The sequence below is a fragment of the Paraburkholderia denitrificans genome (genome assembly GCF_042655705.1).
Classification (GTDB): Bacteria; Pseudomonadota; Gammaproteobacteria; order Burkholderiales; family Burkholderiaceae; genus Paraburkholderia; species Paraburkholderia denitrificans.
Genome location: NZ_JBHSMP010000013.1, coordinates 238,862 through 258,785, shown reverse-complemented (window position 1 = coordinate 258,785; position 19,924 = coordinate 238,862). Strand labels below are relative to the sequence as shown.

25 protein-coding genes are annotated in these 19,924 nt (G+C 63.9%); 15 read left to right on the top strand and 10 right to left on the bottom strand.

The genetic code is table 11. The features are described 5' to 3' along the window. Positions 1–42 precede the first annotated feature (42 nt). Both dnaN and dnaA read right to left on the bottom strand, forming a co-directional pair. Complete coding sequence (gene dnaN / locus ACFPTO_RS10655) at positions 43–1,146, bottom strand: DNA polymerase III subunit beta (RefSeq protein WP_377711334.1); 1,104 nt, start codon at positions 1,144–1,146, stop codon at positions 43–45. A gap of 254 nt (positions 1,147–1,400) precedes the next feature. Then, positions 1,401–2,975 (bottom strand): chromosomal replication initiator protein DnaA, encoded by a 1,575-nt coding sequence (dnaA, locus tag ACFPTO_RS10650; protein WP_377711333.1) that lies wholly within the window; start codon positions 2,973–2,975, stop codon positions 1,401–1,403. A gap of 420 nt (positions 2,976–3,395) precedes the next feature. On the opposite strand from dnaA, the gene rpmH reads away from it, so the two are divergent. From rpmH to yidC, 4 genes are all read left to right on the top strand, one after another. Next, positions 3,396–3,530, top strand: a complete 135-nt coding sequence (gene rpmH / locus ACFPTO_RS10645) for a 50S ribosomal protein L34 (RefSeq protein WP_026120950.1) — start codon at positions 3,396–3,398, stop codon at positions 3,528–3,530. Positions 3,531–3,666: 136 nt separating this feature from the next. Then, complete coding sequence (locus ACFPTO_RS10640; protein WP_377711332.1) at positions 3,667–4,161, top strand: ribonuclease P protein component; 495 nt, start codon at positions 3,667–3,669, stop codon at positions 4,159–4,161. An 89-nt stretch (positions 4,162–4,250) separates the two neighbouring features. Continuing rightward, positions 4,251–4,481 (top strand): membrane protein insertion efficiency factor YidD, encoded by a 231-nt coding sequence (yidD, locus tag ACFPTO_RS10635; protein WP_124151565.1) that lies wholly within the window; start codon positions 4,251–4,253, stop codon positions 4,479–4,481. A 30-nt stretch (positions 4,482–4,511) separates the two neighbouring features. Next, on the top strand, positions 4,512–6,185 hold the full coding sequence (gene yidC, locus ACFPTO_RS10630; protein WP_377711331.1) for a membrane protein insertase YidC: 1,674 nt from the start codon (positions 4,512–4,514) through the stop codon (positions 6,183–6,185). A 168-nt stretch (positions 6,186–6,353) separates the two neighbouring features. Here the strand turns inward: yidC and ACFPTO_RS10625 are convergent, their stop codons facing one another. Then, the gene (locus ACFPTO_RS10625) at positions 6,354–6,776 is read right to left on the bottom strand and encodes a transcriptional regulator (RefSeq protein WP_377711330.1); all 423 of its coding nucleotides are present in this window, start codon (positions 6,774–6,776) and stop codon (positions 6,354–6,356) included. Between the two features lie 366 nt (positions 6,777–7,142). On the opposite strand from ACFPTO_RS10625, the gene mnmE reads away from it, so the two are divergent. Then, complete coding sequence (mnmE, locus tag ACFPTO_RS10620) at positions 7,143–8,543, top strand: tRNA uridine-5-carboxymethylaminomethyl(34) synthesis GTPase MnmE (protein WP_377711717.1); 1,401 nt, start codon at positions 7,143–7,145, stop codon at positions 8,541–8,543. A gap of 91 nt (positions 8,544–8,634) precedes the next feature. Here the strand turns inward: mnmE and ACFPTO_RS10615 are convergent, their stop codons facing one another. Further along, on the bottom strand, positions 8,635–8,910 hold the full coding sequence (locus ACFPTO_RS10615; protein ID WP_377711329.1) for a hypothetical protein: 276 nt from the start codon (positions 8,908–8,910) through the stop codon (positions 8,635–8,637). Positions 8,911–9,159: 249 nt separating this feature from the next. On the opposite strand from ACFPTO_RS10615, the gene ACFPTO_RS10610 reads away from it, so the two are divergent. From ACFPTO_RS10610 to ACFPTO_RS10600, 3 genes are all read left to right on the top strand, one after another. Further along, the gene (locus ACFPTO_RS10610; protein ID WP_377711328.1) at positions 9,160–9,471 is read left to right on the top strand and encodes a DUF4148 domain-containing protein; all 312 of its coding nucleotides are present in this window, start codon (positions 9,160–9,162) and stop codon (positions 9,469–9,471) included. A 170-nt stretch (positions 9,472–9,641) separates the two neighbouring features. Continuing rightward, positions 9,642–10,109, top strand: a complete 468-nt coding sequence (locus ACFPTO_RS10605; protein ID WP_377711327.1) for a hypothetical protein — start codon at positions 9,642–9,644, stop codon at positions 10,107–10,109. Positions 10,110–10,199: 90 nt separating this feature from the next. Next, on the top strand, positions 10,200–10,511 hold the full coding sequence (locus tag ACFPTO_RS10600) for a DUF4148 domain-containing protein (RefSeq protein WP_377711326.1): 312 nt from the start codon (positions 10,200–10,202) through the stop codon (positions 10,509–10,511). A gap of 273 nt (positions 10,512–10,784) precedes the next feature. Here ACFPTO_RS10600 and ACFPTO_RS10595 read toward each other — a convergent pair whose 3' ends face one another. Further along, positions 10,785–11,093, bottom strand: a complete 309-nt coding sequence (locus ACFPTO_RS10595) for a hypothetical protein (protein ID WP_377711325.1) — start codon at positions 11,091–11,093, stop codon at positions 10,785–10,787. Between the two features lie 112 nt (positions 11,094–11,205). Here ACFPTO_RS10595 and dinD point away from each other — a divergent pair, with 112 nt between their 5' ends. Next, on the top strand, positions 11,206–11,979 hold the full coding sequence (dinD, locus tag ACFPTO_RS10590) for a DNA damage-inducible protein D (protein WP_377711324.1): 774 nt from the start codon (positions 11,206–11,208) through the stop codon (positions 11,977–11,979). A 218-nt stretch (positions 11,980–12,197) separates the two neighbouring features. Beyond that, positions 12,198–12,608 (top strand): hypothetical protein, encoded by a 411-nt coding sequence (locus ACFPTO_RS10585; protein ID WP_377711323.1) that lies wholly within the window; start codon positions 12,198–12,200, stop codon positions 12,606–12,608. A gap of 50 nt (positions 12,609–12,658) precedes the next feature. On the opposite strand, the gene ACFPTO_RS10580 is transcribed toward ACFPTO_RS10585, so the two are convergent. Beyond that, the gene (locus ACFPTO_RS10580) at positions 12,659–12,790 is read right to left on the bottom strand and encodes a hypothetical protein (protein WP_377711322.1); all 132 of its coding nucleotides are present in this window, start codon (positions 12,788–12,790) and stop codon (positions 12,659–12,661) included. Positions 12,791–12,830: 40 nt separating this feature from the next. Between ACFPTO_RS10580 and ACFPTO_RS10575 the strand changes: the two genes are divergently transcribed. After that, positions 12,831–13,049, top strand: coding sequence for a hypothetical protein (locus ACFPTO_RS10575; RefSeq protein WP_293043178.1), 219 nt, complete (start codon positions 12,831–12,833; stop codon positions 13,047–13,049). 140 nt (positions 13,050–13,189) lie between these two features. Next, positions 13,190–14,194, top strand: a complete 1,005-nt coding sequence (locus ACFPTO_RS10570) for a S1C family serine protease (RefSeq protein WP_377711321.1) — start codon at positions 13,190–13,192, stop codon at positions 14,192–14,194. Between the two features lie 230 nt (positions 14,195–14,424). Here ACFPTO_RS10570 and ACFPTO_RS10565 read toward each other — a convergent pair whose 3' ends face one another. The 3 genes from ACFPTO_RS10565 to ACFPTO_RS10555 all read right to left on the bottom strand — a co-directional run bounded on the left by ACFPTO_RS10565 (position 14,425) and on the right by ACFPTO_RS10555 (position 15,654). Continuing rightward, positions 14,425–14,577, bottom strand: coding sequence for a hypothetical protein (locus ACFPTO_RS10565; RefSeq protein WP_377711320.1), 153 nt, complete (start codon positions 14,575–14,577; stop codon positions 14,425–14,427). 56 nt (positions 14,578–14,633) lie between these two features. Further along, complete coding sequence (locus ACFPTO_RS10560; protein ID WP_377711319.1) at positions 14,634–14,795, bottom strand: hypothetical protein; 162 nt, start codon at positions 14,793–14,795, stop codon at positions 14,634–14,636. A 232-nt stretch (positions 14,796–15,027) separates the two neighbouring features. Further along, positions 15,028–15,654, bottom strand: a complete 627-nt coding sequence (locus ACFPTO_RS10555; protein WP_377711318.1) for a LysE family translocator — start codon at positions 15,652–15,654, stop codon at positions 15,028–15,030. Between the two features lie 216 nt (positions 15,655–15,870). Here ACFPTO_RS10555 and ACFPTO_RS10550 point away from each other — a divergent pair, with 216 nt between their 5' ends. After that, a complete protein-coding gene (locus tag ACFPTO_RS10550; protein ID WP_377711317.1) occupies positions 15,871–16,425 on the top strand; it encodes a YaeQ family protein in 555 nt (184 codons plus the stop codon). A gap of 19 nt (positions 16,426–16,444) precedes the next feature. Here the strand turns inward: ACFPTO_RS10550 and ACFPTO_RS10545 are convergent, their stop codons facing one another. Next, on the bottom strand, positions 16,445–16,873 hold the full coding sequence (locus ACFPTO_RS10545; RefSeq protein WP_377711316.1) for a VOC family protein: 429 nt from the start codon (positions 16,871–16,873) through the stop codon (positions 16,445–16,447). 548 nt (positions 16,874–17,421) lie between these two features. On the opposite strand from ACFPTO_RS10545, the gene ada reads away from it, so the two are divergent. Then, on the top strand, positions 17,422–18,627 hold the full coding sequence (gene ada, locus ACFPTO_RS10540; protein ID WP_377711315.1) for a bifunctional DNA-binding transcriptional regulator/O6-methylguanine-DNA methyltransferase Ada: 1,206 nt from the start codon (positions 17,422–17,424) through the stop codon (positions 18,625–18,627). Between the two features lie 47 nt (positions 18,628–18,674). Beyond that, positions 18,675–19,637, top strand: a complete 963-nt coding sequence (locus ACFPTO_RS10535) for a DNA-3-methyladenine glycosylase family protein (protein WP_377711716.1) — start codon at positions 18,675–18,677, stop codon at positions 19,635–19,637. The last annotated feature ends 287 nt before the right edge of the window (positions 19,638–19,924 follow it).

Genomic DNA, 19,924 nt, shown 5'->3' with positions numbered 1-19,924 from the left:
AGGGGCGCAGCGCCCCCTGGAGTTCTTCTTCTGTCGCGCTTTTTAAATGCGCATCGGCATCACCACGTATTTGAATTCCTCGTTCTCGGGAATCGTGATGAGTGCACTGGAGCTGGAGTCGCCGAGACTCACTTCCAGCATGTCGATCTTCAGGTTCGCCAGGACGTCGAGCAGATACGTGACGTTGAACCCGATGTCGATGGTGTCGCCCTGGTAGGCGATTTCCAGTTCTTCCTGGGCCTCTTCCTGATCCGCGTTCGTCGACATGATCTTGAGCTGGCCCGGCTCGATGATGCAGCGCACGCCCTTGAACTTGTCGGACGTGAGAATCGCCGCCCGCTGCAGCGAGCGCTGCAGCTCTTCGCGGCCGATCTGGAAGGTGTTCTTGTGCGCCTTCGGTATGACGCGCTGGAAGTCGGGGAACTTGCCTTCCACGAGCTTCGAGACGAGTTCGACCTGGCCGAAGGTGAACTTCACCTGGGTCGCGCCGATGTCGATCTTCAGCACGTCGTCGATGTCTTCGAGCAGGCGCTGGAGTTCGAGGATCGTCTTGCGCGGGATGATGACTTCCTGGCGCGCGAACGAGCCTTCGATCTTCATCGACGAAAACGCGAGGCGGTGGCCGTCGGTCGCGACCGCCATCAGCTGGTCGCCGTCCACGACAAGCAGCATGCCGTTCAGGTAGTAGCGGATGTCCTGCTGCGCCATCGCGAAGTAGACCATGCCGAGCAGCTGCCGGAAGGTCTTTTGCGGCACCGCGAGGCTCGCGCCGAAATCCGTGGTCTGGGCGACGGTGGGAAATTCGTCGGCGGCGAGCGTCTGCAGCGCGAAGCGGCTCTTGCCCGACTGCACGGTCAGGCGCTTGTCGGCGAGCGTGAGCGTGACCTGCCCGTCGGGCATCGCGCGCAGGATGTCGAGCAGCTTGCGGGCGGCGACGGTCGTGGCAACCTGGTCGTTGCCCACGCCGAAATCGGCGTGCGTGGTGATCTGAAGCTCGAGATCCGTCGAAAGGAACGAGACGTCGGAACCGTTCTTGGTGATCAGCAGATTGGCGAGGATCGGCAACGTGTGGCGGCGTTCGACAATGCCGCTCACCGTTTGCAGCGGCCTGAGGAGGTTATCGCGTTCGGTCTTGACCAGTTGCATAAAGTTCCTTCGTTGATGTGACGGCCTGCGCACCCCGTCCAGCGCCCGATCTGCGATCCGGGCGCCGGCAGCCGCAATCGCTGGCATCTTGCTGGTAGCTGCTAGCAGCCGCGGCGTGAATTCCGCCCGATCCTGCGGGCGGTTAAACCCATATTGTGCCTGAAAACAGTTCAGTTCCCTAAATTGGGGCTGATCCGCGAAATAAACAGGCTTCCCCACGCGAAACGCGCCGCCAGCGCGGTTCAGCACGGAACTTAGCCCTTGAGCGTCTGCTCCAGCACGTGCAGTTCGTGGTTCAACTGCGCGTCCTTGCCGCGCTCGTCGGCGATCTTGCGCACCGCGTGCAGCACCGTCGTGTGGTCGCGGCCGCCGAACAGCTCGCCGATCTCCGGCAGGCTCTTCTGCGTCAGCTCCTTCGCGAGGTACATGGCGATCTGCCGTGGCCGTGCGATGTTCGCCGGACGCTTCTTCGAATACATGTCGGCGACCTTGATGTTGTAGAAATCGGCGACCGTCTTCTGAATGTTTTCGACCGAAATCTGCCGGTTCTGAACCGTCAGCAGGTCTTTGAGCGCTTCCCTGGTCAGCTCGATCGAGATTTCGCGGCCATGGAACTTCGAATACGCGAGGATCTTGCGCAGCGCGCCTTCCAGCTCGCGCACGTTCGAGCGCAGGTGCTTGGCGACGAAGAACGCGACGTCCTCGTTCAGGCTCACGCCTTCCGACTGCGCCTTGCGCATCAGGATCGCCACGCGCATTTCCAGTTCGGGCGGCTCGATCGCCACCGTCAGGCCGGAGTCGAAGCGCGAAATCAGGCGGTCGTCGATTCCGGAGATTTCCTTCGGGTATGTGTCGCTCGTGATGATGACCTGCGCCTTGTTCGCGACCAGCGCCTCGAACGCGTAGAAGAATTCCTCCTGCGTGCGCGACTTGCCCGAGAAGAACTGGATGTCGTCGATCAGCAGCAGGTCGAGCGAGTGGTAGTAGCGCTTGAAGTCGTCGAACGCCTTGCGCTGGTACGCCTTCACGACGTCCGAAACGTACTGTTCGGCGTGGATGTAGCGGATTCGCGCGCCCGGCTTGTCCATCAGCAGCTGATTGCCGATCGCGTGGATCAGGTGAGTCTTGCCGAGGCCGACGCCGCCGTACAGGAAGAGCGGGTTGTAGGAGATGCCGGGGTTGTCGGCGACCTGGATCGCCGCCGCGCGCGCAAGCTGGTTCGCCTTGCCGGTGACGAAATTGTCGAACGTCAGCACCGGGTTCAGCTTCGAGCGCTCGTAGGACGGATCGGACTCGCTGCCCGACGCCGCAGCGGCTGCGCCCTGGCCCGGGCGCCATGCGCGGCGGCCCGCGGCCGCTTCGTTCGCGTCGAGGCTGGGCAGATCGAGGTCGGCTGCGTCGTTGGCTACGTGCGCAGCCGCGCCCGGCGCCACGGCGGACACCGGCATCGTCTGCGTCAGGGCCGAGAGACTCGCCGCGAGGCCGCCAGCCTGCATCGCAGGCGCTGCGGCCGTTTCGGGCACGCCCGCGCTGCTCGCGAGCGGCGTGCGCGGTGCGGCCGCAACCGGCGCGCGCATGCCCGCTTTCGGATCGAGGACGAACTGGACGTCGACCGGCATTTGCCAGAAATCGCGCGCCATATCGGAGATGCGGCCCGAGAACTGGCTCTTGACCCAGTCGAGTTTGAAGCGGTTAGGAGCGGCGATCTGCAGCGTGTTCGCAGCAGCATCGAAGGCAACCGGGGCCAACGGTTTAATCCACGTCACGTACTGCTGGGGCGTCAGCTCACGCTCCAGCAGTGCGGAACAGTGTTGCCAGAAATCGTTCATCGAGTTGCTGTGTTAGTTTTGTCTGCACGCATTGCCGCCGCGCCGCTCCAGCCGCACCGGGACTACCCTTGCGCGACGAGGCCCTGACGGGCGACGGCAACAGCTCCGGGTGCCCGTAGCGCAAGGAATTTGCGACTGACAGGCTGGCCGGAGCGGCATGCAGGATTCTTGGATAGGCGAGATTCTACCGCCGAAATCCCCCGGCCAGGAAGTTATCCACAGGGACCGATCGAGGCGCTGCGACGTAATCCGCGCGTAGCCCGCTTGCAGCGCACAATGCGTTTCAACACCCTAACCTATTGACGGCCAACGAAAAACCGGCTTAAATAGCGGGTTCCGCGAAAACCAATCCCTGTACCACCGGCCATTGCTTTTTTCCGCGATGCTCGCCGCGGTCAATTCTCAACAAGTGAGAGCAACATGAAACGTACTTTCCAACCTTCCGTTACGCGCCGTAAGCGCACCCACGGCTTCCGCGTCCGCATGAAGACCGCTGGTGGCCGCAAAGTGATCAACGCACGCCGTGCGAAGGGTCGCAAGCGTCTCGCCGTCTAAGCACGCAACTGCGCGAGTAACTGCTCTGACAACCGCGCAGATCACTGCGTCGGGCAGCATCGCCATTCGCGATACCACCCGTAGCGCGTCGCACGCGCTTGCAGCGGAAGCCGACACAGCGGACGATGCGGATATCATGCCGTCGCGAACGCAAGCCGCTTTCCCGAAGGCCGCAAGGCTACTGAAAACGGATGAGTTCTCATCCGTTTTTCGTTTGCGCCCGTGGCGCCGCTCCGCGCACTTCGTCGTGTACGGACGGCCGACGGGAGGCGCCGCGCGCCTCGGGCTGGTGATCGGCAAGAAGTTCGCGCCGCGCGCGGTGACGCGCAACCTCGTGCGCCGTATCGCGCGCGAGGCGTTTCGCGTAAAGCGCGCGCAGTTCGACGGGTTCGACCTGCTCCTGCGCCTGCACACGAAGTTCGACCGCAAGGCGATGCCGGGCGCGTCGTCGCCGTCGCTCAAGGCCTTGTGCCGCGACGAGATCGAGATGCTGCTGGGCAAGGCCGCGCGCGAAGCGGCGCGCGCGCGTAGCGCGCCGCAGGTCACAGCGGCTGACAAGGCCAAAAACGCCGAAGCGGCCAGGCCGGTTCCGGGTTCGCCGGACGTGCCGGACGCCCCGGCCGCATCATGAGTCGCACGCGCGAGCCGGGCGTCCCCGCCGCGACCGCGCGCGTGGCCCGCCATTCGTTTTTCGGAGCGGCGCAGTCCGGCCGCAACGCCATGCAAACGGTTTTGATCGCGTTACTGCGTTTCTACAAGCTGGCCGTGAGTCCCCTGCTCGGCAGCCGATGCCGTTTTTATCCTTCGTGTTCGGATTACGCGCGCGAGGCAATCCAGTATCATGGCGCCGCGCATGGTACTTACCTCGCCGCGCGGCGACTGTGCCGCTGCCACCCGTTTTCCGCAGGCGGCTACGATCCGGTTCCGCCAGTCACCCCGAACAAGCGCTGACGCGCCATTCCATCGACACTGAGACAACGCATGGATATCAAACGCACCGTCCTATGGGTCATCTTCTTCATGTCAGCTGTCATGTTGTACGACAACTGGCAGCGCGACCACGGACGCCAGTCGATGTTCTTCCCGAGCGCGACGCAGACGCAAAACGCCACGAGCGCACCGCCCCAGTCGGGCTCGCCGGCAGCCGCGGCTGAATTGCCGTCGACCGCCGCGACCGGCCAGGCCCCGGCGGCGAACGCGGCGCAGCCGGCTGAAGCCGCAGCGCAGCTCGTGCACTTCCGCACGGACGTCTACGACGGCACGATCGACACGCGCGGCGGCACGCTCACGCGGCTCGCGCTCGTCAAGGAAGCCGACGGCACGCACCCCGACCAGTTCGTCACGCTGTTCGACCACACGAACGACCACACCTACCTCGCGCGTACGGGCCTGTTCGGCGGCGACTTCCCGAACCACACCGACGTGTTCACGCCCGGCTCCGGTCCGCGCGAGCTGACGGGCGACGCCAACGCGTTCCAGATCAGCTTCGATTCGCCGGTGAAGGGCGGCGTGAAGGTCACGAAGACCTACACATTCACGCGCGGCAGCTATGTGATCGGCGTGGACTGGAAGGTGCAGAACGTCGGCACGGCGCCGGTTTCGCCCACGCTCTACATGGAGCTCGTGCGCGACAGCCAGCCGGTGGAAACGCCGCGCTTCTCGCACACCTTCATCGGACCGGCGGTGTACTCGAACGAGCACCACTTCCAGAAGATCACCTTCTCCGACATCGACAAGGGCAAGGCCGAATTCACGAAGCAGGCCGACAACGGCTGGGTTGCGATGGTGCAGCACTACTTCGCGACCGCGTGGATTCCGCAGCAGGGCGTGAACCGCAAGGTCTACGTCGAGCGCTTCGACAACTCGCTCTATCGCGTCGGCGTGCAGCAGCAGCTTGGCGCGATTGCGCCGGGCGCGACCCAGAACGTGCAGGCGCGCCTGTTCGCCGGTCCGCAAGAGGAGCGCATGCTCGAAGGCATCGCCCCGGGCCTCGAACTCGTGAAGGACTACGGCTGGGTCACGATCATCGCGAAGCCGCTTTTCTGGCTGCTCGAGAAGATCCACGGCTTCGTCGGCAACTGGGGCTGGTCGATCGTCCTGCTCACGGTGCTCATCAAGGCGGTGTTCTTCCCGCTGTCGGCGGCGAGCTACAAGTCGATGGCGCGCATGAAGGAGATCACGCCGCGCATGCAGGCGCTGCGTGAACGCTTCAAGGGCGATCCGCAGAAGATGAACGCCGCGCTCATGGAGTTGTACAAGACCGAGAAGGTCAATCCGTTCGGCGGCTGCCTGCCGGTCGTGATCCAGATTCCGGTGTTCATCTCGCTGTACTGGGTGCTGCTCTCGTCGGTGGAAATGCGCGGCGCGCCGTGGATTCTCTGGATTCACGACCTGTCGCAGCAGGATCCGTTCTACATCCTGCCGGTGCTGATGGCCGTCTCGATGTTCCTGCAGACCCGCCTGAACCCGACGCCGCCGGACCCCGTGCAGGCCAAGATGATGATGTTCATGCCGATCGCGTTCTCGGTCATGTTCTTCTTCTTCCCGGCTGGCCTCGTGCTGTACTACGTCGTCAACAACGTGCTCTCGATCGCGCAGCAGTACTACATCACGCGCATGATGGGCAAAGGCAAGAAGCTGGAAAAAGCCAGCTGAGCCTTAAGCGGGCGGTGGCGACGCCGTCCGCGCACGCTCGACGTCGAGCCATAAAAGACAAAGCCGCCCGGTGCAAGCCGGGCGGCTTTTTTTGTCGCCTGCGCGCTGTGCTGCGCCGTGCTGCGATGTGGTGCGTTGTGGCGCCACGTGCTGCGATGCCGGCGCGCGTCAGCGGCGTTCGGCGTCGCCGTAGAACTCGGCGATCAATTCCTGAACCAGATAGCGGTGATGCGGACTCAGGGCTTCGATTTTCGAGGCCAGTTCGATCGTCTCCGGCGACAGCGGATACTTCTCGTCACGCCTGAGCGGTTTGGGCACCGCCGCCGTCATGCCGCTCGGCGGCGGCCCGTAATGCAGCCAGTGGACATCGACCTTGAACCAGTCGGCGAGGGTGCGGAGTTTGTCGTCGGTGGGAATGGTCCGGCCGCTCAGCCACTTGTGCACGGTTTGCGGCGACACCGGATGCTCTCCGTGGTGGCGCAGGTTGAAGTGCAAGGCGAGGTCGGTGCTGCCGCGCAGCTTTTCTGATGCGCGCTTCATCGCGAACTTCAAACGTTCGGAAAAAGCGGCTTTTTCTTCCATGGTCGGCATGGCCGAGATTGTGCGACCCTATTTCGACGAAGAAGGCAACCAATCGGGCTACATTTAGCGCGAGTACGTAACACTTCGCCTGGGTCAGCCCGGAAGACTGTATCTCGATCGATTTGAGCAAGCACCACAGGCACTTGAATTCTGACAGAATTTACGCAGATCACTCAAGAGACCCGACGGGCGATGGCAAGATCAATCTTATCTAATACAAGATAGATCCGGATTTGCCGGACCTTCGGGCCCGGCATGCGCCGCGGCTTCGCGAAAAGCGCCTCACTTCGTCGCGTTACAATGCCACGCACTTTCGCGTCCGCCACCACGGCGCGCTTCGACCCGCTTCTCCCGCAATCGAAACTTCCGTCCGCCATGCTCGCCACCGATTCCGATCCCATCGTCGCCATTGCCACTGCGCCCGGACGCGGCGGGATCGGCGTCGTGCGCGTGTCGGCAGGCCGTGCGGGCGCTGCCGCCGCCGAGGCGCTGATGCACGCCCTCACGGGCCAGGCGCTCGCGTCGCGCCACGCGCATTACGTGCCGTTCCTCGACGGCAACGGCGAAGCGCTCGACCGCGGCATCGCGCTCTACTTCCCCGCACCGAATTCGTATACCGGCGAACACGTGGTCGAACTGCAGGGCCACGGCGGCCCGATCGTGCTCCAGCTCGTGCTGCAGCGCTGCATCGAGGTCGGGCGCGGGTTCGGACTGCGGCTCGCCGAGCCCGGCGAATTCACGCGCCGTGCGTTCCTCAACGACAAGCTCGACCTCGCGCAAGCCGAGGCCGTCGCCGACCTGATCGAGGCCAGCACCGAAGCCGCGGTGCGATCGGCGGGACGTTCGCTCGAAGGCGCGTTTTCGCGCGATATCCACGCACTCGTCGACGACATGGTCACGCTGCGTATGCTCGTCGAGGCGACGCTCGACTTTCCCGAAGAAGAGATCGACTTTCTCGAAGCCGCCGATGCGCGCGGCAAGCTCGCGCACATTCGCGCGCAGCTCGACCACGTGCTCTCGGAAGCGCGTCAGGGCGCGCTGTTGCGTGAAGGTCTTGCGGTCGTGCTCGCGGGGCAGCCTAACGTCGGCAAGTCGTCGCTGCTGAACGCGCTCGCGGGCGCCGAACTCGCGATCGTGACGCCGGTGGCCGGGACGACTCGCGACAAAATCTCGCAGACGATCCAGATCGAGGGCATCCCGCTGCACGTGATCGACACGGCGGGCCTGCGCGATACGGAAGACGAGGTCGAGAAGATCGGCATCGAGCGCACGTGGAACGAGATCGGCCGCGCCGATGTCGTGCTGCATCTGCTCGACGCCCGCACGGGGATGACAACGGAAGACCACGCGATTGCGGCGCGTTTTCCCGCTGGCGTTCCTGTGGTGCGCGTGCTCAACAAGACTGACCTGACCGACAACGCGCCGGTGGCCGCCACGCTCGCTCTGCCCGATGGCGGCGAGTTGTGCGAAGTGCGGCTCTCGGCGAAACAGGGTGACGGCATTGGACTGCTGCGTGCCGAACTGCTGCGCATCGCGGGCTGGCAGGCCGACGCGCAGAGCGTCTATCTGGCGCGCGAGCGTCATCTGATCGCGCTGCGCGAAGCGCGCGAACATCTCGACCAGGCGAGCGCGCACGCGGACCAGAATGCGCAGGCGCTCGATCTTTTCGCCGAGGAATTGCGGCTTGCTCAGGAAGCGCTTAATTCCATCACGGGCGAATTCACATCCGATGATTTACTTGGCGTGATTTTCAGCCGGTTTTGTATTGGAAAATAACCGGTTGCTCACGGTTGTCCAACGTCGATGACGTCCGGCTCCAAGGTCTGGCGCTACCGGTACACACTGCATGGAGAGCGCGAGCCGATGGTCACGATTGGCGAGTAACGGCCTCGGCACGCGCACGATGAACGCCGGGCAGGTGCCACAGATCCGGTTGATGCCATGCCGGTCCGCCTTTACGCAGGCTATGAACGGCGCCGACTATGGCATTGATCCGAACGCGCCCGGCACGCTTCGGGAAATCGGACAGGATCTCCAGCGTGCCACGGTTTCCAACTTGATCGGTTCGCCAGGCAGTGACACTGCGTACAACCTTGCCGCGAATGGCTGGCTTGCCCACCAGCTGTACGGGCGAAATTTTCAAGGTGGAGCGGTTGGCAGTGTTCTCGGCACAGCCGCGCGGGCGGCGTCCGCGCTTCCGTGTTGCGGCCCAGGGGGCCGCTTCGCCTTGCTTGACGGGCGTTTGTGCGGAGATGCCAGAATTCTGCTACGGGCTGGAACAATGCCTTAGCGTACTAGGTGTTAACCCTTGAACTCAATGCTCCTAGACTTTCACTCATCGGATGCAGACAAGTCGTCGCACCGCTAACAAAAGTCAATGGAGGTAGTAATCATGAAGTCCCTGATCCCGGCCGTTGCGGTTGCCGTTGCCCTTGTTGTGCCGGTTGCCTCGTTCGCACAGTCGAACGGCCCGGTGACCCGCGCCCAGGTCCGCGAGGAACTCATTCAGCTTGAGAAGGCGGGGTATCACGTTGGCGATGGCGATCAAGCGCACTACCCCGACGCGATCCAGGCCGCCGAAGCGAAGGTGGCCGCGCAAAACGGCGCGACGAGCGGTTACGGCGGTGTTGCGATCGGTTCGTCCGATGCAGGACGCCCGGCAGTGTCAAAGGCCGACTGGGACGCGATGTACAGCCATCACTAATGCATTGATTTCGGATGTACTGACAGGACGCCAAAAGTATCCGGCCTGAGCATCGCAGGCTGAGCGCGCAGCACCCCTGCGCGTTCCTGTTTAAAGAGCTGGTTCGCTAGCGCGGCAATGTCCGGCTGCGGACCAGCTCCATTTCGTATACCTCCGCCATCGGACTCCCGATGGCTTCGGTCGGGCCTTACGGCCTGGGCGCTTTTTCAGAAGCCCCTCGCAACTGGGCATCGTTCGATCCGATCGGATTGACGCTGTCCAGTGGTGCGCATCTATCGCCCCCGTCGAGGATCGCCGCCAGCCAGCTTCGGCGGTTTCTTGATCTCCCGGACTTCACCGTCGACCGTCAGTCCATCGCTTCGGAGCCGCGCATCGATTGGTGTGCGCGCTTTCGCGGCACCGTCGACAACAGTCCATTCTGGTCGCGGCGTGGCTTTTGGCTCGTCTCCGAGTCGCGGCACAAGTCCGATCCGCCCGAAGAGCACGGTCGTTGCACAGCCGCGCAGGCGGCGGGTGCGGCTGGCGGTGCTGCGCTGTTCGGTCCGGGGGGCCGCTTCGCCTTGCTTGACGGGCGTTTGCGCGGAGATGCCGGGATTCTGCTGCCTGCTGAAAGAATGCCTTCTCATACTAGGTGTTAACCCTGAACCGCAATCCTCATAGACTGTAGTCACTGATTTACGAACAGGGCTGTTCGTAGCAGAAGAAAACAAAGTCTGGAGGTAAGTACCATGAAGTCCCTGATTCAAGCCGTTGTTGTTGCCGCCGCCCTTGCTGCTCCGGTTGCTGTGTTCGCTCAATCGAACCAGCCCGTCACCCGCGCGCAAGTGCGTGCTGAACTGGTTCAACTCGAAAAGGCCGGCTATAACCCGGCTCGCGGCCAAGACCCGTACTACCCGGCCGACGTTCAGGCTGCCGAAGCCAAAGTGGCTGCACAAAACGGCGCAACGAGCGGTTACGGCGGTGTCGCGAGTGGTTCGTCTGACGCAGCACGCCCGGCAGTGTCGAAGGCCGACTGGAACACGATGTACAACCATCCCTGATGCGTTGATTTCGGACGCCCTGGCAGGATGCCAAAAGTATCCGGCCTGAGCATCGCGGTCTGAGCGCGCAGCACCCCAGCGCGTTCCTGTTTAAAGAACTGGCTCGCCAGCGCGGCAATGTCCGGCAGCGGGCCAGTCTCGCATCGAATACCTCCGTCATCGGACTCCCGATGGCTTCGCCCGGGCCTTCGTGGTCTGGGCGCTTTTTCAGATAAACCTCGCAACCGGGCATCGTCCGATCGGATCGGACTGACTTTGTCCGGTGGTGCGCATCTACCGCCCCCATCGTGGATCGCCGCCAGCCAGCTTCGGCGGCTCCTCGATCTCTCTGAACGTGTCGTCTATCGTGAGTCCATCGCTTGCGAGCCGTGCATCGATTGATGGACGCGCTTCCCTGGCGCCATCCATTACAGTCCATTCAGGCCTCGGCGTAACTTTCGGCTCGTCTCCGAGCAGCGGCACAAGCCCGATCGGACCGAAGAGAACGGCCGCCGCAATTGCGATCAGGATGCGTCCGGAAAGGCCGACGGCCGAGGAATTGGTGGTGGCAACGGTTCCGGCAACGGCGGGGACGAGGCTCATTTTCCACTCCAGGAACGAGCCACTGCGCCATGCGAGCGTAGTCCTCGGCGGACGGGTTTACAGGATCAAGGTCCCCGACGCACTGAGGAAATGAAGGACGCAGGAGGCGTGCGTGTCGCGTTATGGACTCGAAGCGATTGTGCCTCTTCGCAAGGTTCTGTACCCGCAATGGCGCAACTTTCTGCCCGTGCTGGATAAGGCGCGGGAAGCCTGCCGTCAGAGCGGGCAACAGGTGGAAAACCATTTTGCGGACATGCGCAAAATGGTCGGGATAGGTTCCGGCGCGCAGCGCCCGATAGATGACGTATGCCTGTCTCGCTACGCCTGCTACCTGATCGTGCAGAATGGCGATCCATCGAAACCGGTAATCGCTAACGGGCAAACCTATTTCGCGCTGCAGACGCGCCGCCAGGAACTCACCGACGATGCGAAGGTTGCCCAGCTCGGCGAGGACGAGCGCCGTCTCGCGATTCGCAACGAATTAGTGACGCACAACAAGCACCTGGCCGCAGCCGCCAAGGACGCCGGTGTCGAGACGCCAATCGACTACACAATCTTTCAGGATCACGGCTACAAAGGTCTGTACGGCGGCCTTGGCAGCAAGGAAATCCACGCCAGGAAAGGTCTAAAAAAGAGCCAGAAGATCCTCGACCACATGGGCAGCACGGAACTCGCTGCCAATCTGTTCCGGGCGACCCAGACCGAGGAGAAGCTGCGGCGGGATGGCATCACGGGCAAACAGCGTGCGAATCAAACGCATTTTGCAGTAGGCCAAAAGGTGCGAAAAACGATTCATGAACTGGGCGGAACGATGCCCGAAAAATTGCCAGCGCCCGATACGAGTATTCAGCAAATCGAACGAGCTCAAAAGAAACTGCCGAAATAGTCCCAGCCTCGAAGGCTGGACGTTCAAACCACGCCCAGTCTGATCCCCGAAAACCCGCCCCCTACCAGGTCAAATGCGCGCATTTGAAATGTACATTTCGCTTACTTCAAGCTAACAGCCGGTCGCAATACGGCTTTATCTTTGATAATCTCGCGACGGGGAAACGACGCGCGTATGACAGTCGTCGTTAGACAGTCCATTTCGAATCAGACCAAAAGATGAATAAGAAGACGGTACTTCATGTGTTGTTACTGCTGCCAGCACTCTCGGCGTTTGGCGCCGAGTGCACGCCGAAGCCCGCTGCAACGCTCGCCCAGATGAGTCCGTCCAGGCTGACGCACTATTACGGCAAGCTCGGCAAGATCAAGAACGCGTGGCTTGAGCACTCCGGGATGGACCATCCGAAGTGGTTCCAGCGGGCGCAAATGTGCGACAAGGAAGCGGACCGCGTTCAACAGGTCGCTAAACACAAGGGCATGGATCTCTTCGAACTCGAGACGTCCGGCCGTTACACGGGCCTGCTCGGAACGGATACGGTCGCGAATGCGCCTGATCCGGTGAAGCCCGCAGCGCCCGTGAAAAAAGCACACGCTCGCGTCGCTAAGTCGTACGCCGCGCGTACCAGGTAAGCGGGTAAAGGCAGACCGACGCGGACAAACGCGGGACGACTGCGGCGGCTTCAACCAGCGTCGCGTTCGCTGCATGCTTCACGGCTGACCTGTCGCATGTTCTCGTCAAGGAGTTCGGCGGGGCACTGCGCAAGCACGGTGTCGCTCAGCGCAAAATCAACCAACACATTGTTGGCGGGCATCGCCGCGCGATCTGCGATCTCGCACCCAGACGGAGAGACCATGAAGCGCATTTTCATGACACGGGACGAAGCTGTTCACCTGCTGGTGCAAGCCCACGCATCGGCCTCGGGACATAGCTCGCCGCTGATCCAGCCGGCCGGCAACGACCCCGCGAAGCTCGAAGTGCTGGATCGGCTGTTGCTCGATGTCCGGGCGGGCCGGGTCAACGAGTTTCGGCTCGACGCCAACGACAGCACGCATATCGCAATCACGGACTGAACCGGGCAGATCGAGGCGATCTCGCCCCGTTTCGCGTCGAAATCGCACGACGCCCACTGTAACGGCGGCTTCACCGCCCTCTTGAAAACACCGCGCGCCCCCTGCATGTACTGCCCACATTCCATCGGAGACTTCCGATCGTGGGCAGCCGTCCTTCCTTCATCGACGATCTCAGTCACGTCTCTCCCGACAGCTCCAGTCCGCCACCCAGCGACGATACCGCCCTGCTCGACGCCTATTCGCGCACCGTCATCGGCGCGCTCGAACGCGTTCAGCCCGCTGTCGTCTTCATCGCCGTCGAGCGGCGCACGGACGGCGGCGGCAGCGGTTCGGGTTTTCTCTTCACCCCGGACGGCTATCTCCTGACGAACAGCCACGTCGTGCACGGCGCCAAGGCCGTGCGCGCGACACTCGCCGATGGCGCCACCTACGAAGCGGACCTCGTCGGCGACGATCCGAGCACCGACCTCGCTGTGCTGCGCATCGGCGCGGCCGAAGTGCTGCCGCATGCCGAACTCGGCGAATCCGCGCGGTTGCGCGCCGGGCAGATCGCGATTGCGGTGGGCAGTCCGCTCGGCCTCGCGCAGACGGTGACGACAGGTGTGGTTTCGGCACTTGGGCGATCCTTGCGCTCCCGCTCCGGCCGCATGATCTACGACGTGATCCAGACCGATGCCGCGCTCAACCCCGGCAATTCGGGCGGGCCGCTCGTCAACTCGGCGGGACAGGTGATCGGCGTGAATACGGCGATCATTCCGGGTGCCCAGTCCATCTGCTTCGCGACCGCCATCGACACGGCGAAGTGGGTCATCACGCAACTCTTCGCACATGGGCGCGTGCGGCGCGCGCACGTCGGCATCGCGGGCACCAATGTGCCGATCGCACGCAAGGTGCAGCGCTACTTCGAACTCACGACGACGAGCGGCGTGCGCGTGATGGAAGTCGTGAAAGGAAGTCCGGCGGCGTTGAGCGGCTTGCGCGTGGACGACACGATCGTCGCCATCGACGGCTTGCCGGTTGAAAGCATCGACGCGCTGCAGCGGCTGATGGATGCCACGCGCATCGATCGCGAGGTGGAGATCACGGCGATCCGGCTGACGCACAAGCTCACGCTGCGTGTGCGGCCCGTCGAGCAGACCGGTTGAAGCGGCCTCGTTTCATCGTCTGTTTCGCATGCCGAATTAATTTCACCGAGGCGCAAGAGACGGAAGAGATACACGAAACACGAGCGCACGTGCAAAGGTCGCGACCGTTCGCACGTCGCGTTTTTCAACAACGTTTGAATACATACGATGGACGACGCACGCAAACACTCGCGCCGCGTGACCTGACACAACGGATACAACGGACACAACGTTGAATGAGGCGAACGCGCTCAGCGTTCGCTGCCGGGATGCTGCCCGGCGCGATCGTCAACGGTCGGATCCCGCCATCCGCCGGAAGGACAAAGCAGGCTAAGTGCGATGGACAGCACCACCAGCACGAACAGCGACACGAAGTACGTCATCCAGGAGAACTCGATTTCCACGAGTACCTCCTTTGATCATCGCGCCCCCTGGCGCGCCGCGTTCGGGCGGCACCACCTTAGTGGTGCAGGATTCTGCGCAAAGGATGACGCCAGTCGATATGATGCGCTCCCGCTTGCACGCGCTGCCGGTGCTCCTCGAGAATTTCGTCAGAAAATAGAAAGACGACGATGACAAGGGGAATCAACAAAAACGCGCCCAGTATTACGTGTTCGATCACGATTGCCTCCTGGTTGTCAAGCGATTGCGTTTCTATTGTAGTCGCCACGCGACAGATTGCACCGTGGGCAAATACTTACTCACTTAACGGAGTTCAACGGAGCCGCAGAGCAACCGCGCGTAGCATCCGGCCCACGTGAAAGAAATAACAGCGGGAGATCACCGCTCACCGTTCATGGGCGCACAAACGGGCACATAAGCGGACACCGCCGACCTGCGCGGCGCCCGGACACTCAGGCCGAGGTTTTCCTCCACACGGCCGCGAACACCCCGGCGCCAATCAGCAGCGACCCGCCCGTGACATTGACGATGCGCTGCACGCGCGGGCTGCGCACCGCCTTGCGCGCGGCGGCGGCGAGCATCGCATAGCCGAAGGCATTGATCGTTGCGAGCACGAGGAACGTCGCTTCGAAGATGACGATCTGCGGCAACGCGGGCATATGCGGATTGATGAACTGCGGCACGAACGCCACGAAGAAAACGATGCTTTTCGGATTGAGCGCGGTGACCGCGTAGGCGTGCGCAAAAATACGGCCCGTGCGCGTTTCCGTGGTGTCGGGCGTTTCGTTTTGCAGGGCGGGCGCGCGCCAGAGCTTGATGCCGAGGTAGATCAGGTACGCCGCGCCGATCCACTTCAGCACCGAAAACAGCGCCGCCGATGCCGCGAGAATCACGCCAAGGCCGAGCATCGACGCCGTCATCGCCGTGAAGTCGCCAAGCGCGACACCCGCCGTGGTCGCGAGCGCGTAGCGGCGACCGTGCGTGAGGGCGTACGACACGACGAGCAGAACGGTCGGGCCGGGGATCGCGACAAGAATCGCCGATGCAATCGCAAACGGCAGCCAGTGTGCAAGGGTCATGTGATTTCTCCAGAAGAGAAGTCTGATTTATCCATGAAGTCGGGCGGCCCGCAAGTCATCCAGGCTGCATCACGTGTAAGGGCGGCCCTGTCAAACAGCGGTCACTGTCCCGGCCGACCATCCAGCCTGGGAGACGTGGGCCGTAAGTGGATACGGCCCGTCGCTTGCGCAAAAGTTCGTTATCATGTGCGCCTCTTGCGTTGCCCGGGATTCGGCATGGCCCTCAAATCGACCATCTACAAGGCAGAACTTCAGATCGCGGACATGGATCGGCACTACTACGCCGACCATGCGCTGACGATCGCCTGCCATCCGTCCGAGACGAACGACCGGATGATGGTCCGCATCGCGGCGTTCGCGCTCTTCGCGAACGAGCGGCTCGAATTCTGCAAGGGTCTGTCCGACACCGACGAACCCGATCTCTGGCGCAAGGACTATACGGGCGCGATCGAAATGTGGATCGAGGTCGGCCAGCCCGACGAGCGCCGCATCGCCAAGGCAAGCGGGCGGGCGGATGAAGTGATCGTGATCGCTTATGGCGGCCGCACCTCGGACATCTGGTGGCAGGGCGTGCGCAGCAAGACGGATCGTCTGCGTAACGTGACGGTCTGGTCGCTCGCCGACGGCGTCGCGGAAGCGCTCGGCAAGCTCACCGAACGCACCATGCGCCTGCAGTGCACGGTGCAGGACGGCGCCGCGTGGATCGGCAACGGCAGCGACGAGCCGGTCGCCGTCGAATGGACCGTGCTCAAGGCGCCGGAAAAGGTCTGAGCGCAAGCGCACAGCTGCGTCAGGGCGCGGCAGGCGGCCCCTTCAGCTCCACCATGTTCCCCTCGGGATCGAACAGATAAAGCGATGGCCCGAACCCTTCGGCGCCATAGCGTTGCACGACGTCGCCAGGCCGCGCGCCGAACTGCGCGAGATGCGTCTTGAGCGCGTCGCCGTCGAACGGCTCGACGCGCAGGCATAGATGATCCATGTTCCGCCCGGCCGCAGTGCGCTTGATTCCTTCGGTGCCTTGCGTGCCATCACGGTCGAGCGGCCCGCCGATTGCGATCAGATCGATCAGCGAGCGCCCGGCACGCAACTGGACCAGCCCCAGTTCCCGCTGCTCGCGTTCGACGCGGCAACCCAGTGCATCGCAGTAGAAGCGCGTCATGGCGACAGGATCGGCCGCCCGGATAACGACGTGATCGATTTCGCGGATCTCAATCTGCATGGCCTGACCTCGAAGTGCAGCGCACGGCTGTCGTCTCGATCATCTTGAACCAGATGACCCAAGTTCGCATCGATGCGCGGCTTTTGCACGGTGTGTGCGGAACAGCGCCGGCCACGGCCACGGCCGACAAACGCCCGAAAAGTGGCGGAAAATTGAAGCGTCGCTGAATGGACCGAACGCGCCAATGAGCGCGCCCGACGTGCGCCCGACGTGCGCCCAATCGCTGGTGGGCTATACAGCAAACGCTGGACGAAAAAAAGCCCGCTGCAGTGAGCGGGCTTAATCCATATCAGGAGGAGACATGGAGGAGACAGGAGCAACTATACACAGCGGCCTGACGCGACGCAACAACTTTTTAAGGGAAAACCCGCAATCGTGCCGGTTTGTCGCAGCCGCGCTGGAAACCGCTCCAAAGTGCCGGATCGACATCTACACGCCCTACATCGGAACAGATGACCGTGGATGACACCGCAAGATCCGGCGCGTCGGCGCGCGAGGAGGCGTCTAAAGTGGGGACCATCGAAACCGCCACTTCAGGGAGTCACGCCATGACCGCCGCTCCGACCCCATTGCAAGATCAGCCTGCCCAGCCTGAGCGCTGGGCAACCGACGCCGAACGCTGGGAAGCCCTCGCCGCGCGCGACAGCCACGCCGACGGCGCCTTCTTCTACGGCGTGCGCACGACCGGCGTGTTCTGCCGTCCGTCGTGCGCATCGCGGCTGCCGCGCCGGGACAACGTCGCGTTCTTCGACACCGCCGACGCAGCCCGCAGCGCCGGTTTTCGCGAATGCAAGCGCTGCCGCCCGGGCGGGCTGCCGCGCGAGTTGGAGATCGTGCAGCGCGCCCGCGCCGTGCTCGACGCCGATCCGCAGGCGCGCCTCACGCTCGCCGATCTGAGCGACGCCGTGCATCTGAGCCCGTTCCACCTGCAACGCCTCTTCAAGCGCGTGCTCGGCGTTTCGCCGCGCCAGTATCAGGCGGCGCGGCGCGGCGCCGTGCTGCGTGACGCGCTCGGCCAGGGCGCGAACGTGACGCGGGCAAGCGCCGATGCGGGCTTCGGCTCCACGTCGCGGCTCTACCAGAGCGTGCCGGCCGAACTGGGCATGGCGCCCTCCGCGTACCGCCGCAAGGGCGCGGGTCTCACGATTCGCTACGCCAGTGCGCCGACGCCGCTTGGCCTCGTGCTCGTCGCGGCGACCGACAAGGGCATCTGCCAGATCGCGTTCGGCGACGATGCGCCCGCCCTCGCCGCCGCGCTGCACGCCGGGTTCTCGAATGCCGACTGCGTCGAGGACCGCGCCGCGGTTGCACCGTTTATCGCGCAGATCGATGCATATCTGCACGGGCGGCGCGAGCGCTTCGATCTGCCGCTCGACCTTGCGCCGACAGCGTTCCAGCAGCGCGTGTGGGACGCGCTGCAGCGCATTCCGTACGGCGAGACCCGCAGCTACACGCAGATCGCCGAAACGCTCGGCGCGCCGCGCGCGGTGCGGGCCGTGGCGAGCGCGTGCGCGTCGAATCCCGTGGCGCTGGCGATTCCGTGCCACCGCGTCGTGCAGAAAAGCGGCTCGCTTGCGGGCTACCGTTGGGGGCTCGCACGCAAGGCCGCGTTGATCGATGCGGAGGCGAGAGGCCGCGAGACGCCTGCACCCAGCACAGCCCCGCGCGGCCAGGATGAGGCCGCAGCCGATGCCCGCTCGACGCGTCGTAGCCAGCGCGCCGCCCGCGCCGACTCGCCGGAGACGGCCGCTTGAGCGCCGCCGCGCCCCGGCCGCTGCCGAAGTCACAGCGGTTCGCCGAGATGCCGCAGCCCGATGGCAGCGCCACGTTCGAGCTTCCCGTGCGCGCGCCCTATGACTGGCCGCGCGTCCTGCGCTTCTTCGCGGGCCGGGCAACGCCGGGCGTCGAGATCGTCGAAGACGGTGCCTGGCGGCGCGCCATCGACTTTCGCGACGCAAGCGGCACGCTCGCCGTGCGCCGCCATGCGCGCAAGCGCTGTCTCATCGTACAGATCGACGGACCGGTGAGCGCGCACGCAGCCGCCCTCGCCGCCCCGCTCGCCCGCATGTTCGATACGCAGACGGACCCCGCAGCCATCGCCGCGCACTTCGCGCGCGATCCGTGGCTCGGCCCGCTCATTGCCGCCGCGCCCGGACTGCGCGTACCGGGCGCGTGGTCCGGCTTCGAACTGGTGGTGCGCGCGATTGTCGGCCAGCAAGTGAGCGTGAAGGCCGCGACGACGATCATCGGCCGCCTCGTGCAGCGCGTCGGCCAGCGCATCGAGTTGCATCCGCACGAACACACCGCCTGGCGTTTCCCGACGCCCGCCGCGCTCGCCAGCGCCGACCTGACGGGCATCGGCATGCCCGGAAAGCGCGTCGCCGCGCTGCAGGGCTTCGCGCAGGCGGTGGCAAGCGGCGCCGTCGCAATCGAACGCGACAGTCAATGCCAAACTCAAGGCCAGACGCATGCCGCTACCGACGATGCCCGCGAACTCGACGCCATGCGCGCGGCGCTGCTCGCACTGCCAGGCATTGGCCCGTGGACCGTCGAATATGTCGCGATGCGCGCATGGCGCGACGCGAACGCGTGGCCCGCCACCGATCTCGTGCTGATGCAGGCCATCGCCGCACGCGACCCCGCGCTCGCGCGCCCGTCACAGCAGCGCGCGCGCAGCGACGCCTGGCAGCCGTGGCGCGCCTACGCGGCGATGCATTTGTGGAACGAAATCGCCGATCGCACGAGTGCTGGACGCGGCGGCTGACGGGTACACGCCAAGGGGCACAAAACGCCGTAGCTGGCGCGCGTCGAGCCGCGAGAAGCGCGGGTGAAAGACACGCGATAGACGGGGCAATAAACGGGACGGCAGAAGGCATGACGACAGGCACAACAAAGGACACGACAAAGGGCACAACACAGGGCCCGACAACAGGCGCGACATTCGCGCGCAGGGGCGCCGCATAAGGCTCGCCGGCACGCCGGCGTCGGCCTCAAGCAGGTCTGCTGGCGAGATGTTAAAGTGCCCGCTAACGAAAAAATAACGCTGGCGCG